This is a genomic window from Congzhengia sp., from assembly GCF_037235575.1.
GTDB lineage: Bacteria > Bacillota > Clostridia > UBA1381 > UBA9506 > Congzhengia > Congzhengia minquanensis.
Window position 1 is genome coordinate 1 of sequence record NZ_JAXUNN010000038.1, and the last position, 14,200, is coordinate 14,200.

A 14,200-nucleotide genomic window follows, 5' to 3' on the forward strand; every position below is an offset into this window, starting at 1 on the left:
CAAGCATGCAGCGAGCGCTAACGCGCGACTCGCTGCACAACTTGAGGTGACAAAAGAGCACGTCATATGACGTGTTCTTTCGCTTTTTAATATTCAGATTAGCGAGAAATTGCGTGTCCTCCATCGAAATAGCCCCCCATTGCCAACTTTAGGCGATGGGGGGGAGTTAAGTTATAAATTTTAAGAAACTCGTTCAATCAGCTCGGTGCAAAGCGAAATGTCCATTTGTTTCAGGCCAAGCAATAAATTTTTAATCCGTTCAACGTTTTCTTTTCGATAGGTAAAACCAAATTTTAAATATAGGTTAAAGCACATGGTAGCATAATCCACACATTCGCCTGCAGGCGCAAGCAATGGCTCTAACTTAAAATTTTGTTCTTCTATTAAATATTGAATACGTTTCTGCATGGTAAGCTTGTGGTCATAAAGAAACGTAAAAATCCGGTCGTCAATTCTGTTTTCATTGATATAATTTGGTTTATATAGAATTTTGTCTAAATATGCTTCAATAATATCATAAATTTCAAGTCCGTAGCAAAACGCGTCCTTCCGAAACGGCGTGTTACGGATTTTCGCCAAAAATCCTGTTCCCGGGTCGGAATTTAAATAATCTTTTAAAAACTGTGAAAACAAGCCGCAGTCGAATTCATAATGAAAATCTTTCGGTTTAATCAAATATATAGAATTTTCCTCCATTTGGTGGTCTTTATCAAAGAGCGGAATAAATTCGTCGGCTTCTAAAAAGGCATGGTTTAAATCGTCAAAGCGCATTGTAAAATGCTGAAAGCGGCCGTTGTCAATGTGGTCGGCCAAATAAACCTCCTGCAAATCACGGTCAAACCCGGTTATGTAGGCCTTGTGAGAATAGTTTCTGCCGCGGATTTTCGTCTGGCTGAACGTAGCGTCAATGAAATAGCCTTGCGAAACAAAGTCTGTTACAAAATCGCAAAACGTTGGGTAGCTGGTTTTCACAATTTCACGGTTTAAGGTGTTTTTGTCGACGAACGGGCACAAATCCCACACATTGCACAAAAATTGGGATGTTGTAGGAATGCATGACGGGTGAAATAAAACAGAGGGAGGTGCGTTGTCATCTTCTGTTTTCACAACGCCCAGCGTGTTCACATAAAAATTCATATACCAGTGATAGGCGGTTTCCTTCGGCAAAATGGTGGAAATAAAAAAATTGTCGGAAGACCAAGTTTTAAACTGTGGTTCGTGAAACTGCAATGTAAATCTGTTTTCCATAAAAAACCTCCGTTCTTTTGAAAATATAGCACAAATTGGCTGCCATGTCAAGGCCCGCTTAGAAAGAGAACAGCGCAAAGTACCCAACTTGGCACTTTGCGCTGCCTGCTAATTTTAGTCATAACTTGAATCTAGTGCGTTTCATCTTGTGTGTGTTTAAAAAAATAATAATCCCTTTTACCCCTTAAAGAAAAGATAATAATCCCCTTGCACTATTTTCAAGTTATACTAAAATTCTCCTAACAAAACACATTATATCACAAAGTTTTCCATTTTGCAATACCATAATGTCATATTTTTTAAAATTTTTGAATTTTTTCTCATAAAATATCTAATTTGCGATAAATGTGATAATATGCGCGTGTGAGATTTGGGCAAAACAAAAACCGCAGCAAACCAAATTGTTCACCACGATTTTTGCAATGCTAATTAGCGGTAGAACCCAAAACCACAGCCGGAACGGGCTGCCGCCATAATGTGCATTGACAATTTGTCTGCTGTTAAGGTTAAGCAAGCAGGCTTTTTCCATGTTTTTTTCACGATGAAATTCCCCCCTTTTTTTTCATTTGTTTGAAAATTTACTTAAAACGTCAATAATGGCGTCAAAGTACTTTCTGTTGAGGCTGTAAAGAATGGTTTTTCCTTCATTTCGTGTCTTTACAAGGCCAATTTTCATCATCATGGTAATATGATGATATGCTGTGGAGCCGGTGAAGCTGAAAATCTTTTCTAAGTCCTTACAGGTAACTTCCTCCCGTTCCAATAATAGCTGCAAAATTTTAACGCGGCTCTCTTCACATATTGCGTTGCCAAAATCCAGTAGGTTTAAATCCTTTTTTAGGCTCTTAACAATATCTAAAACAGACAAATATTCATATCCAAGAAGATAAACCGCACCCTCTTCAATGCCTATAAAATTAATGGTAAACTTTGTTATCAAACAATGGGAAACATATAAGGCCAAATTGTTTTTCTTAATATAGGTTAAGTCTTTATATCCTTTCATTTCCTCGTTTAAAATTTCAAAGTTTGTTTGGTTAAAAACCTGAAGAATTTTTTGATAATTCTTTTCATAATATTGCGAAAGCATAATTTCTTTCGCCATCAGCTCATAGCGAAGCGTTTGAATGTAAGGCTCAGGTTCAATAAAGAACTCATACAATTTGCTTTTTTCCTCGCCGGAATAGTTTGAGTTTTTAATGTGTGAAAACAGCGGAGTGTTAGACTTTATGCACGCTTCCACCTCTTCGTCCGACAGGTCGTAAAAATAGAACCGAATCAGCCTTTCTTTTAACCGTTCCTTGTCAGCCAGTTCACTCAGCAAAAACTTAAAATTAAACGTCGTTGAAAACTGTTCTTTATACGGATTGTAATATTGCGTAGTCATAAAACAACGACCATTTTCGATTGTATGAAAAAAAACATATAAATCCTCTGGGATGTCAGCAAACTGTTCAATCACATCATTATAGAACTTTATGTTTTCAGACAGTTTATCATCAACTTTGAGATCATTTAAACAAAGCTTTGTGTTAAACCTGAGGATAAAAATAAAAAACAAATCGTATATATATCCTGGTTCTTTTAATAAACGAATTTGGTGCATAAAATCACCTCCACAACTTTACTGTAAACAAATTATAGCATAGAGGTTTTGAAAAATCAAGAGTTATTATATCATATAAGTAAAAAATATGCAATATAATTAGTTATATTTTCCATAAAATTCGAAATTTGTCTAATTTTACTTTTAAGTTGCATGTAAAAAGTTGATTTATTATAGAAAGTATTATATACTATAATAAATTGACAAAAAAGGAATGACATCATGGAACAAGTAACACTAAATCTGCCATTTCAAACTTCATTTCAAATTTCAACCAACAGCAAAGAGCTTGTTGGCATGCTGAAATTAAAATATGGCAAATATGTAACAACAACCGCCGCCGAAAATGCAAAACACATTTCGGCTCTCAAAAATGACGGCATTTATCAGGTGGCGTTTGAAGACATGAACGTGACAGACGAAAGCGGAGCCTTTGCCATTGACGAAATTGTGGCGAACAACACCGTTTACGACGAAGCAGTTTTCGCCCTCCACGGCGCCGCTGTGGAGCACCGCGGCAAAGCATATTTGTTTTTAGCCTCAACCACCAGCGGAAAAAGCACCCTCACCAGCTTTTTAACCACCAGCGGCTTTGGCTATTTAACCGACGACTGCATTTTGCTGGACAGGACAAGCTTTTGCGTCTATCCGTTTACCACCCCAATCCACCTGCGGGAGGGCGGGCTGAACGTTTTAAAACGCCTGAATTCTGCACCAAAATCCTTTGAAGTGATTGACGACGAAAAATTTGAACGGTTTGTTTATACGCCGTCAAACTGCGTAACCCGCCCGGCGGAGCTTGATAAAATCTTTTTCATTGCCCGAACGGAGCAGGAAAATAGCCTGAACCAAATGGACACCATTTCCCGCATGACGGCGCTGATGAAAGCGCCCATAACGCCCTATCCCGTTACGCCGGACTATTTAAAATTTATCTCAAAACTCGCGGCAAAAAACTGTTTTGCGCTCAACTATTGCGATATGGCGTTTGCGGCGGAGGTGATTCAAAATGGATAGCGCCCTTTTAAACCGGCTTTTGTTCGCGCAAACAGCCTCCGGCAAAGAGGTGGATATTTCTGTTGTTGGCGTTAGCATGAACCCCACGTTTTATGAAAACGACACCATAACGGTGAAAAAGTTTGACGATTATGAAATTGGCGACGTTTTGGTGTTCACCTATAAATTAGGCGAGCTTTTGGTGCACCGCCTGCTGGACAAAAAAGACGGATTATATTTTTGCAAGGGCGACAATTCGTTCCGGCTGGAGGACATTTTAAAAGACCAAATTGCCGGCAAGGTTATCCGGCTGAACCACAGGCCCCTTGCGCCTTGCTCTAAGCAGCTTATCACGCTTTCTTACCAGGTAAACCGCGCATTTGTAAACTGCCGGTATGACATAGATAAAACAAAACAGACAAAAATTTATCAGCTTTATGAAAAGACATTTTTAAAAGAGAGGGACACAATTATGAAGTACAAAACAAATGAAGCGATGGATTACATTCAAACCGACGAAACATCTCTTGCCGTTTTCGACCCGGAAACCGGCGACACCCATTTCTTCGACGAAACGGGAATTGACATTTTAAACCTTTTAAAAGAACCCTGCGATTTAGAGCAGCTGCTTTCAAGCTTAAGCGAGCTTTATAACGTGACGCCGGATGAAATTCAGGCAGACGTAAAAGAATTTCTGGCTGACACAACAGAAAAAAAGGTTGTTGAAGTGCTATGAATGTAAAATCTGTTTATGTTGAAACCACAAATATTTGCAATTTAAATTGCAAAACCTGTTACAACCGTTCGGGGCTGAACAAAGAAAGGAAAGAAATTTCAAAGGCCCAGCTAGAAGAAATTATTAAGCTGTTTTTACCGTTCGGGCTGTCCCGCTTTTTAATTTCCGGCGGCGAACCGGCCCTGCACACAGAGTTTGATAAAATTTTAGATTTGGTTGACGCTTATCCCAATCTGTCCTTTGGCATTGTGACAAACGGCACGGTTCACAGCCAAAAGCTTATTGAATTTTTAAACACCCGCGAAAACTTTACCCTGCAAATCAGCTTAGACGGGTCAACCGAAGAACAAAACAGCAAAACCCGCGGCGCTGGGCACTTTGCAAAGGTTTTGGAGTTTGCAAAGCAAATTCACAGCAAATCTGCCAGCCCGCTTTTGAAAATGGTCATTTCCCAAAACAATTACGACGACATTGAAAGCTTTTATAAGCTGGCGGTTTCGCTGAACTTTACGCCGGAATTTGCGTTTATTTTCCGCTCCGGCAACGGAGCGTCCGGCTGGGAAGATAAGGCGGTTTCGCCCCAGCAGAAAATTAAGGCCCTAAACCTCATTGACGGGCTGAACAAAACCTATGGCGTCAACGCGGTTTTGCCGTTTTGCACCGGAAAATGCCCGTTTACGAAGGGTGACAGCAACCTTTCCCTCTGCATAAAGACAGACGGGTCGGTTCAGCCCTGCCAAATGCTTTATCAGGAACAATTCACCCTGGCAAACGCGCTTTCTTTCGACTTAGGTGCATTTCAAGCCGGGCTTTCCCGCATTGTTCAAACAGCGCAGGAGAGACTTGCGCTGGATTACGGCTGCAAAAAATGCATATTGAACAAATATTGCGGAAAGGGCTGTGTGGGCGCGGCCGCCAACTTAAGCGGCGACCCCTTAACAACAGATGGTGACTGCGAGTTTAGAAAACTGCAATTGCTGTCACATCAAATGCGGGGAGTGATGAAAAGGCCATGAACGAACAGACAATTTATAGAATTTTAAGTGTTGTTACAGAAAAAAACGAAGAAGCTTTAATGGCGTTTTCAAAAGACCAAAGCCTTTTGGATTTAGGGTTGGATTCCATTAAATTCATTCAATTCATTGTTGCGGTGGAGGAGGCGTTTCAAATTGAAATTCGCGACAGCGATTTGCTGTTTTCCAAATTTGAAACCATTGAAAAGCTGTTTTCCACCCTTTCCGGCTATTTGGAAAGCACGCCCCTGAAAAAAGTTTTGGTCTGCGACTGCGACAATGTGTTATGGCGCGGCGTGGCGGGGGAAGAGACAGTTTCGCTGGACAGCGACACGCTTTCTTTGCAGCAGGAAATTGTAAATTTATGTAACCGGGGTGTGTTGGTCTGCCTGTGCAGCAAAAACGACCGGGCCAATTTTGAGCAGGCATTTGAAAACCCTGATATGGTGTTAAAAAACGAACATATTGCAATTGCTAAAATTAATTTTCGCGACAAAGCAGCCAATTTAAAAGAAATTGCGGCGGAGCTGAACGTTTCGCTGAACAGCTTTGTTTTTTTAGACGACAGCGACTATGAACTGGGGCTGATTTCCGCCCTGCTGCCGGAGGTTTGCGTTGTTAAGGCGGATTATCACGATTTATCTTTTATAAAAACGGTGAGCGGCCTATTTTCGCAAAGCGCCTCTACCATGAACAGAACTGCGTTATATAAAGAACAAAAAGAGCGCGAGAAGGAAAAGCTTCATTTTAAAACGGTTGATGAATATAACAACTCGCTGGAAACAAAAGCCGTTTTCTGCCCGGCAGACAGCGGCTCCGCCGGGCGCATTGCAGAGCTTTCTCAGAGAACAAACCAGTTTAATCTGTCTGGCAGGCGATATGCGGAGCAAGAAGTTTTAGACATGCTTGCGCAAAAGAAGTATCACATTCGAACCCTTTCCGTATCGGACAAATACGGCGATATGGGTTTGGTCGGCGCCGTGATTTACGAAGAAAAAGCAGACTGCATTGTGCTGCATTCGTTTTATCTTTCCTGCCGCGCCTTTGGCAGAGGGTTTGAAACCCTGATGATAAACGAAATGAAAGCCATGGGAAAGCCCCTTTTTGGCGTTTACAACGAAACGGATAAAAACCGGAAGCACAAATCCTTTTACAACGACAACGGAGTTGGCCTGTATGAATTATGATGAAATTTTAAACAATATTCGTATGCTGAGCCGCGGGGAAACGCCCGGGCAGGACATGACAGAGCTTTTGCAAAAACACAATTGCGGCTATTTGCTCAGCCAGGAAAAGCGCGATTTAACGGCAGACACCTTAAACAAAATTTGCATTGGCGAGCGTTTTCGGGCCTGCAAAGCTGTTTTTGCAGCTTTTGAAGAAAATAATATTCCCTATGCCGTCATCAAAGGCGCGGTTTTGTCTGAAATGGCATATGGCGACGCGTTTTGCAGGCGGTCCGGCGACATTGACCTGCTATTGCTGCGGGACAATATCGACATGGCAAAGCAAATTATGCTCAATTGCGGCTTTGTTCAGGGCCGGGTGACGGACGAGGGAATTGTGCCGTTTAACAGGAGGGAGCTGTTGTTTCAAATCTCGGCGAGCCACCAGACGGCGCCGTTTATTAAGAAAACGGCAAATCCTGTTTGCCCCTATGTGAACGTTGATGTGAATTTGGATATTTTCTGGGGAGAAAGTGATGTAAAAGCAGACATGCCCTTTGTGTTAGAGCACACCGAATGTGCAGAAATCAACGGCGTAAAACTGAAAAAGCTAACGCCGGAGCTGGAATTCGTTGCGCTGTGCCTGCACCATTATAAAGACGCAAATTCCATTTATTTATTATGGCAAAAAGGTTTAAGCCTGTCGCTGTTTTGCGACATATATTTCTATTTGAAAAATAACAGGTTGAATCTGCAGAGGTTAAAAGAAGCCTGCCGGCATTTACAGGCCGAAGACTTTGTTTATTACTGTGTTTATTACTGCAACGAAATTTTTAACGACGGTTTGCTTGCACCCTGTTTAGAGGCTTTAAAAACAGAAACCTCTGAACGAAATTTAAACGCGTTCGGACTGGATAAGGCAGAAAGAAAGCCATGGAACATCAGCTTTGCACAACGGCTGTTTTCAGGCTGTTTAAAACAATATTTTGAAAAGGTTTTAAGCCCGGAAGACCTGCAAAAAATTGAAATCAACAGTGAATTGATGTAAATGAAAACCCCCGAAATGATTTCATTTCGGGGGTTTTTGAAGCTGGTGACCCGTAGGGGACTCGAACCCCTGTTTTCGCCGTGAGAGGGCGACGTCTTAACCGCTTGACCAACAGGCCACACCAATAACAAATATATTATAGCACAGATTTTTTTTAAATGCAAGAAAAATTTTAAATTTTCTAACGGAAAAATGAAAATGTCCGATTGGGATAAAAAAATGTCTGCTTCGGATATTTCTCGCTGGTTTAAAAATTGATATAATAACGGTGAAAAGGAGTGAAATCATGAACAAAATAAAAAAAGGCGCATGGGTGACTATGATAACGCCCTACACGCCCGACGGAAAAATTGATTATGCGGCCTGCGGGCGGCTGGTGGAGTGGTATATAGAATCGGGCTTAGCGGGTATTTTTGCCGTTTGCCAGTCCAGCGAAATGTTTTTTTTAACCCGTGAGGAACGGCTCGCGCTGGCACGGTTTGTCATTCAAAAAGCGGCTGGGAGAATTTCTGTTGTGGTGTCTGGCCATGTGTCAGACACGGTGGAGGAACAAACAGAGGAACTTTGCCAAATGGCAGAGCTTGGCCCCGACGCGGTGGTGCTCATCAGCAACCGGTTAGTTGCCGGCGGCGAAAAGAATTTTATTTCAAACTGCGAAACCATTGTTCGGGCAATGCCAAAACACATGCCGCTGGGCATGTATGAGTGCCCGTTTCCGGAAAAACGGCTTTTAAAGCACGATGAAATTTCATATTTAAACAGCACAGGCCGCTTTCTTTTTGTAAAAGATACCTGCTGTGACATAGACGAAATGCGGGCGCGGGCAAAACTGATTTCGAACGACTTTATGTTTTTTAACGCCAACAGCGCCACGCTTTACGAGAGCCTAAAGGCCGGTTTTGCGGGTTACTGCGGCGTAATGGCAAACTTTCACCCGCGGCTCTATGCCTGGCTTTGCGGGCACATTCAGGAGGAAAAGGCACAGTTTATCAGCCGCGTTTTAGGCGTTATGTCGGTGATTGAAGCGCGGGATTATCCCGTCTGTGCAAAACGGTATTTAAAAAATCAGCTTGGCTTTCCTGTCACGGAATTGTCACGGTCGAAGCGGGCAAACTTTGTTCCGGCAATCGACCAGGAATTAGAGGGCATAAAGACGCTGACGGACTATGCTGAAAGCCTGATAAAATAAGGAGGAGCTTTCACTATGAAAGGTATTGCCAATTGGAACGAAACACCCTACATCCCGGCCAATGAGCGGGCAAAAAGTAAAAACAAACCCTATGTGTGCCGCCTGGCGCCGGAAAAAAACGGTGTAAGCGGAGAATGGATTTACCCGGAAAACAGCAAGATGGGCGGCAGGCACACCCTTTTTGTGCGCAAACGGGGGGAGAATCAATGGCAAACCGCCCCGGCGGAAAACGGGCAGTTTTCACTGGGCGGTCTGGCGGAAGGCTGCGAATATGAGCTGTATATCCAAGCCGAAAACGGCGGGAAAAGCCGCACGCGGCTGTTTGCCACCGGCGCCTATCCCGGAACCTGTGTAACCTATCATCACCCGGAAGACACACAGTATGATTTTTCGGGGCAATATACCTGCAGCCCGTCAATGGTGCGGGCGCCCAGCGGCGCGCTGGTTGCCTCCTGCGATTTGTTTCTTGCCGCCGGCCCGCAAAATCTGCAAATTTTGTTCCGTTCGGAGAACGACGGCAAAACCTGGCGCTATGTAACCGAGCTTATGCCCAGCTTTTGGGGCAGGCTGTTCGTTCACCGGGGCGAGCTTTATATGCTTTCCGTGTCGAAAGAATATGGCGATGTGCTCATAGGAAAGTCTGAAGACGAGGGTAAAACGTGGAAAACGCCCACCGTAATCGCCCGGGGGTCGTCGCTGTTTTCCTGCGACGGATGGCACCGCGCCCCCATGGCAATGGTGCCCTTTGGCGGGCGGCTGTGGAGCGGCATTGAGTTTGGCTCGTGGCACAATCTGCGGTTTGGAAATTCGCTGATTTCAGTAGACGAAACAGCCGATTTGCTAAACCCCGAAAGCTGGTGCATTACAGAGGTGCTCACCGACATTCCCGCTCAAAGTGACGGAACAACCGCTCCGGCCATTGAGGGCAACGCGGTTATCTCGCCGGACGGCAGACTTTACGATTTTCTGCGTGTGGGCAGCAGAGAGGGAGGCGGCACGGCCCTGATTTTGGAGGGCAACCCGCAAAAGCCGGAAAAAATGCTGGAGTTTGCCCGCTACGTGAAGTTCCCCATGGGACACACAAAATTTGAGCTTATGACCCATGCAGGAGCATATTATGCGGTTGGGAACGACAACGCGCCCCACAGAAATGTGCTTTCGCTCTACCGTTCGAAAAATTTGGACGATTGGGAGCTGGTGAAACACTTAATTGATTTTAAAGACTGCGACCCGGAATATACGGCGTTTCAATATCCCGCCGCGTTTATCGAGGAGAACACACTCTATGTGCTGTCACGAACGGCGCTGAACGGCGCCCACAATTTTCACGACGCAAACTACATTACGTTTCACAAGTTTCCGCTGAAATAAAGAGAAACCCGGCAGGCTTTGCGGCTTGCCGGATTTTTTAAAATACACTGCGTCACAATTGCGTCAATGTTATCATCTTCAAATTTTATTTGTTATAATACCAATTGGAGGTGAAAAAAAATGGAAACAATATTAAAAAAGCTCTATTCAGGAGAATTGGACCCAACAAAATTTTATGAACCGGAAAGCGCAGAATATTGGAAAGAGGACGCAAAAGTGAATGCCATTTTAACCAAATGGGCCAACAAACTGGGAAGTGACGACAACCTCGAGTTTTTTGACGAAATGTTTTCCATCTATGTTGAAATGGTGGGATTGGAACGGGAAGAAATTTTTCAGTATGGCTTTAACCTGGCAGTGAAGCTCATGAGCGAAGCTTATTCCGCCAAATTGTCCGGAGAGATGTATCCTCACCAGCGCAATTAAAAACGCCCCGTTACGAGCTCGTAACGGGGCGTTTTTCTTTTCCGTTTAAAAGTTTTTCAGCAAAATCACCTGATTTTGTTTTAACACAAAGCTTGCCGGGTTTAGGTCTGTTTCGGTTAAAAAATGTTCCTGGTCGAGCAAAAATCCTTTCATAGCGGGGGAGAGGTTGGTGGAAAGCACCGCATCTTTTTCCGAAATGTTCGCAATCAGCGCGGCATGTTTGCCGCCGTCCGCCGCAGCCAATGCATAAACCCCCTGCTGTGCGCCGCTTACCCCTGCCTGGCTTCCCAAACGGTAAAGCTCGCCAAAGGCGGCAAATGCATAGTAGGTGCAAAAGGGCTCATAGGTAATGGGGTTAAACAGCCCGCCGTAAACCGACTGGCCAATCCGCGCGTCGTAATAGCACAAAATGTCTGTCTTTTTGTTCTGCATGGCGCACATCATGGCCGCCGCGTTGGCCGAAGCGAAAGATGTGCCGCGCAGCTCTTTTTTCGGCGCGTTGTTCCACTCGTTCAGCTGCGTTTCCACATGGCCGAAGCCAAAATCACACAGGCAGCGGTCAACAAAATCTGCAATCTGTTCGACCTCAGCCACCGAGTCGTAGCTGTGCCAGGAGAAAAAGTCTATGGGTGAGCCGTGCTGTTTCATGTAATCGAAAAACGCGAAGAAAAAGGTGAGCATGTGCTTCGCCCGGGGAGATTTTGCATATTCGCGCATTTCTTCACTTAATTCATTGGAACTGGCCTTTTCCGGAACGCCGAATTTTAGCGGCTCATTAAAAATGCTGTAAAATCCGGAGGAAGCAAATCCCCCTACCTTAATGCTGCTGCCAAAGCACTTCTTTAAGTGTTTTGCCGTTACGTCGTAAAGCGCAAAATATTCTTCGTCCGTGCCCGTCCACATCTGATTTTCACCGGGAAGGCCGTTGTCCGGCTCATTCCAAATCTCCCAGTAAACAATGCCAAAATGAAAACCGTTTGCCCAGCCCTCGTTATAGTGGCGAATAATGTGTTCACAAATCCGCGCCCATTTGCCAAAATCTTTTGGCGGATGAATGTGGTAGGCGCGGATGTAACACTGGTTTTCAATGGTAACGCCCAAACGGAAAATGGGCGGGCAGCCGTATTCCATTAAAGCGGAAACCAGCGTGTCGGTAAATGCAAAATCATATGAGGCAGGGTCGGTTTCGTCTGCGTTAAAATCCCGAAAAATATTAGGTATGTCCACAAACCGTCCGCCGCCATAGGCTCCGCCCACGTCGTGCAGGCGGGCGAACGGAACCGCCGCCTCTTTCAAATAGGAAAAATAAGAATAGTCAACTCCCAAAAAGGGCGGCTGGCCAACGCCGTGCATGGGCTTTATGCGGCCTGTTTTCTGATTAAAATTAAACTGAATGTTCATGCTCACCACTCCAATCTTGCTTTTATCATACAACGAAAACCAAAAAAGTCAATAAAAAAGGCAACGAAAAATTTTCGTTTTTTCTTATTTTAAATTGAATTACAATATGTTATAATAAAACATATCAGATGAGGAGATGGTAGTATGCTGTCAGATAAACTGAATATTACAGATATTTATTGCGTATGGCCATTTTATTCAAAAAGCCATATTGTTGGAACCAGACAATATTATGCAAATACGCGCCGCTATCACGAGCTGATTTATGTGCTGGACGGCGAGTGCATGAGCACATACAACGGAAAAACGGTGCGGAACAGCCCTGGAACGGTGCAGTTTTTGCCCAAGGAACCGGTAGGCAATAAGCATTATATTGATTTTATCTCTAAATATAGCTGTATTACATTCTTTTTCGACAGCGACGTTCCTCTTTCCAATGAGATTATGACTTTTGATTTATCGAACAATTCTAAGGTAAAAGCAATTTTTGAAAAGGCACTTCACATTTGGAGCAGAGGGGAAACGGGACATTACCACCAAGGCGCCTCGCTTTTATACCGGGTGTTGTATGAAGTTGAAAAGAGCTGCTGCGCCGACTACATGGCCTCAAGTGCAGAAAAAAGGATTGAGCCTGCGGTGGAATATATTCACCATTACTATTGCGACAGGGATTTTTCCTATGAGTGTCTGCCTGCGCTGTGCGGCCTGAAATATTCCTATTTTTTCAGGCTGTTTGTGAAGCGGTTTGGCATTTCGCCCTCGCAGTATGTTAAAAAAATGAAGATAGAAAAAGCTTGTCAATTGCTTTGGATTAACAAGTTTTCCGTTACGCAGATTGCGGAAATGCTGGGGTACAGCGACGTATATTACTTTAGCCGGCAGTTTAAAGACCAGATGGGTGTTGCCCCGTCGCATTATGTGTCTTCCATACCGCAGTTATAATGCATCTATCAAAAAATATCCCCCCCAAGATTAACCTTGGGGGGATATTTTTTGTAAAAACAAAATTTTTAGTACAACAAAATACAAATAACAATCATATTCCATTGTAATGCAAAAATGGCTCTGGTATAATTTCATCAAAATTTACAAAGCAAATAACCAATAAAAAGGATGATGAAGCCATGAAAATGGGGATTACGATTGTACACTTCCCGCACCGCAGTGTTTGTGAAAACATAAAGTTTTTTGCAGAAAACGGATTTGACGCCATTGGATTTTACGGGCCGCAATTTTATGACGACGTGAAAGATTCAACAACAGGAAAAGTGCTGGCGGAAACGATAGAAAAATGCGGCGTAGCCGCCACGGTACATCATATGATACCCAAGCCGGAGAACAAAGAAGCGTGTGAAAACTTTTATGATGAGATGAAGGCAATGAAACAATGGCAGGAAGAATATGGCTTGTTGCATGTTTTATCCTTTGACGTTTGGATTTTGGATAAGTCCAAAGTTGCCCCAATGATGCAGCATGCCATTGATACGTTTGCCGGTACCGGAACAAAAATAGCGTTTGAGGATTTTCCGCTGAATACTTACGAGCTGATGCAATCGGGCTTAAGTTTTTCAGATGAATCCGGCATTTTAATGGACTTTGGACACACAAATGCACGCCTTAGCACGGCGGGAACAAACCAAAACTGTTTTTTGGCAAATAGGGGCGAGGGCGCGCCGCTCATGCCCGGCGACAACAGCGTAGAGGCGTTCCGCATGGCGTTTTTGAAAAAGCCCCTGCCGGTTTTTGAGCTTCACCTTCATAACAATAACGGAATAGACGACCAGCACGACTTTATTGAAAACGGCACGGCAGATTTTCGTGGAATTGCAAAAATGCTAAAGGAAGTGGGATTTAAGGGCATTGCCTCTTTTGAAGCGGGGCCGGCTCTGCACGGCAAAACAGGCGAGGAAGCGGACAAAGCGACGATTGAAAGCCTGAAAAATTGGAAAAAGTGGCTAAGTGAAGATTAAACAACTTGTACAAATGGGAAACCCCAACAA

Annotated in this window: 13 protein-coding genes and 1 tRNA gene; 10 read left to right on the forward strand and 4 right to left on the reverse strand. The window is 43.8% G+C overall.

The genetic code is table 11. The features are described 5' to 3' along the window. Positions 1-180 precede the first annotated feature (180 nt). Together WIG73_RS08760 and WIG73_RS08765 are read right to left on the reverse strand one after the other, a co-directional pair. On the reverse strand, positions 181-1,248 hold the full coding sequence (locus WIG73_RS08760; protein WP_337400171.1) for a hypothetical protein: 1,068 nt from the start codon (positions 1,246-1,248) through the stop codon (positions 181-183). Positions 1,249-1,810: 562 nt separating this feature from the next. Further along, entirely contained in the window at positions 1,811-2,635 is an 825-nt protein-coding gene (locus tag WIG73_RS08765; protein WP_337400172.1) for a helix-turn-helix domain-containing protein, read from the reverse strand. A 441-nt stretch (positions 2,636-3,076) separates the two neighbouring features. On the opposite strand from WIG73_RS08765, the gene WIG73_RS08770 reads away from it, so the two are divergent. Genes WIG73_RS08770 through WIG73_RS08790 form a run of 5 tightly spaced genes read left to right on the forward strand, consistent with a single transcriptional unit; the run spans position 3,077 to position 7,813 of the window. Next, entirely contained in the window at positions 3,077-3,871 is a 795-nt protein-coding gene (locus WIG73_RS08770; protein WP_337400173.1) for a hypothetical protein, read from the forward strand. Continuing rightward, entirely contained in the window at positions 3,864-4,586 is a 723-nt protein-coding gene (locus WIG73_RS08775; RefSeq protein ID WP_337400175.1) for an HPr-rel-A system PqqD family peptide chaperone, read from the forward strand. The genes WIG73_RS08770 and WIG73_RS08775 overlap by 8 nt, the downstream gene beginning before the upstream one ends. Beyond that, positions 4,583-5,602, forward strand: a complete 1,020-nt coding sequence (locus WIG73_RS08780) for a radical SAM protein (RefSeq protein ID WP_337400176.1) — start codon at positions 4,583-4,585, stop codon at positions 5,600-5,602. Before WIG73_RS08775 ends, WIG73_RS08780 begins: the two co-directional genes overlap by 4 nt. Beyond that, complete coding sequence (locus WIG73_RS08785) at positions 5,599-6,786, forward strand: HAD-IIIC family phosphatase (protein WP_337400177.1); 1,188 nt, start codon at positions 5,599-5,601, stop codon at positions 6,784-6,786. Before WIG73_RS08780 ends, WIG73_RS08785 begins: the two co-directional genes overlap by 4 nt. After that, complete coding sequence (locus WIG73_RS08790) at positions 6,776-7,813, forward strand: nucleotidyltransferase family protein (RefSeq protein ID WP_337400178.1); 1,038 nt, start codon at positions 6,776-6,778, stop codon at positions 7,811-7,813. Before WIG73_RS08785 ends, WIG73_RS08790 begins: the two co-directional genes overlap by 11 nt. Before the next feature lie 43 nt (positions 7,814-7,856). Here the strand turns inward: WIG73_RS08790 and WIG73_RS08795 are convergent. Then, a tRNA-Glu gene (locus WIG73_RS08795) sits at positions 7,857-7,931 on the reverse strand. Positions 7,932-8,099: 168 nt separating this feature from the next. Here WIG73_RS08795 and WIG73_RS08800 point away from each other — a divergent pair. From WIG73_RS08800 to WIG73_RS08810, 3 genes are all read left to right on the forward strand, one after another. Further along, the gene (locus WIG73_RS08800; RefSeq protein WP_337400179.1) at positions 8,100-9,002 is read left to right on the forward strand and encodes a dihydrodipicolinate synthase family protein; all 903 of its coding nucleotides are present in this window, start codon (positions 8,100-8,102) and stop codon (positions 9,000-9,002) included. Positions 9,003-9,017: 15 nt separating this feature from the next. After that, positions 9,018-10,373: a sialidase family protein gene (locus tag WIG73_RS08805; RefSeq protein ID WP_337400180.1), complete on the forward strand. Its 1,356-nt coding sequence runs from the start codon at positions 9,018-9,020 to the stop codon at positions 10,371-10,373. Between the two features lie 120 nt (positions 10,374-10,493). Beyond that, positions 10,494-10,799, forward strand: a complete 306-nt coding sequence (locus tag WIG73_RS08810) for a DUF6809 family protein (protein ID WP_337400181.1) — start codon at positions 10,494-10,496, stop codon at positions 10,797-10,799. A gap of 45 nt (positions 10,800-10,844) precedes the next feature. Here WIG73_RS08810 and WIG73_RS08815 read toward each other — a convergent pair whose 3' ends face one another. Next, positions 10,845-12,200 (reverse strand): hypothetical protein, encoded by a 1,356-nt coding sequence (locus tag WIG73_RS08815; protein ID WP_337400183.1) that lies wholly within the window; start codon positions 12,198-12,200, stop codon positions 10,845-10,847. A 144-nt stretch (positions 12,201-12,344) separates the two neighbouring features. Between WIG73_RS08815 and WIG73_RS08820 the strand changes: the two genes are divergently transcribed. Both WIG73_RS08820 and WIG73_RS08825 read left to right on the forward strand, forming a co-directional pair. Then, positions 12,345-13,142, forward strand: a complete 798-nt coding sequence (locus tag WIG73_RS08820; protein WP_337400185.1) for an AraC family transcriptional regulator — start codon at positions 12,345-12,347, stop codon at positions 13,140-13,142. A 188-nt stretch (positions 13,143-13,330) separates the two neighbouring features. Continuing rightward, positions 13,331-14,170: a TIM barrel protein gene (locus tag WIG73_RS08825; protein WP_337400186.1), complete on the forward strand. Its 840-nt coding sequence runs from the start codon at positions 13,331-13,333 to the stop codon at positions 14,168-14,170. Positions 14,171-14,200 lie beyond the last annotated feature (30 nt).

Excerpts from the sequence above, each read along its gene's own strand:
- WIG73_RS08760 (WP_337400171.1), bottom strand. The coding sequence starts at position 1,248 with ATGGAAAACAGATTTACATTGCAGTTTCACGAACCACAGTTTAAAACT.
- WIG73_RS08815 (WP_337400183.1), bottom strand. The coding sequence starts at position 12,200 with ATGAACATTCAGTTTAATTTTAATCAGAAAACAGGCCGCATAAAGCCC.
- WIG73_RS08810 (WP_337400181.1), top strand. The coding sequence starts at position 10,494 with ATGGAAACAATATTAAAAAAGCTCTATTCAGGAGAATTGGACCCAACA.
- WIG73_RS08820 (WP_337400185.1), top strand. The coding sequence starts at position 12,345 with ATGCTGTCAGATAAACTGAATATTACAGATATTTATTGCGTATGGCCA.
- WIG73_RS08790 (WP_337400178.1), top strand. The coding sequence starts at position 6,776 with ATGAATTATGATGAAATTTTAAACAATATTCGTATGCTGAGCCGCGGG.
- WIG73_RS08770 (WP_337400173.1), top strand. The coding sequence starts at position 3,077 with ATGGAACAAGTAACACTAAATCTGCCATTTCAAACTTCATTTCAAATT.
- WIG73_RS08825 (WP_337400186.1), top strand. The coding sequence starts at position 13,331 with ATGGGGATTACGATTGTACACTTCCCGCACCGCAGTGTTTGTGAAAAC.
- WIG73_RS08800 (WP_337400179.1), top strand. The coding sequence starts at position 8,100 with ATGAACAAAATAAAAAAAGGCGCATGGGTGACTATGATAACGCCCTAC.
- WIG73_RS08775 (WP_337400175.1), top strand. The coding sequence starts at position 3,864 with ATGGATAGCGCCCTTTTAAACCGGCTTTTGTTCGCGCAAACAGCCTCC.
- WIG73_RS08805 (WP_337400180.1), top strand. The coding sequence starts at position 9,018 with ATGAAAGGTATTGCCAATTGGAACGAAACACCCTACATCCCGGCCAAT.
- WIG73_RS08780 (WP_337400176.1), top strand. The coding sequence starts at position 4,583 with ATGAATGTAAAATCTGTTTATGTTGAAACCACAAATATTTGCAATTTA.
- WIG73_RS08785 (WP_337400177.1), top strand. The coding sequence starts at position 5,599 with ATGAACGAACAGACAATTTATAGAATTTTAAGTGTTGTTACAGAAAAA.
- WIG73_RS08765 (WP_337400172.1), bottom strand. The coding sequence starts at position 2,635 with ATGACTACGCAATATTACAATCCGTATAAAGAACAGTTTTCAACGACG.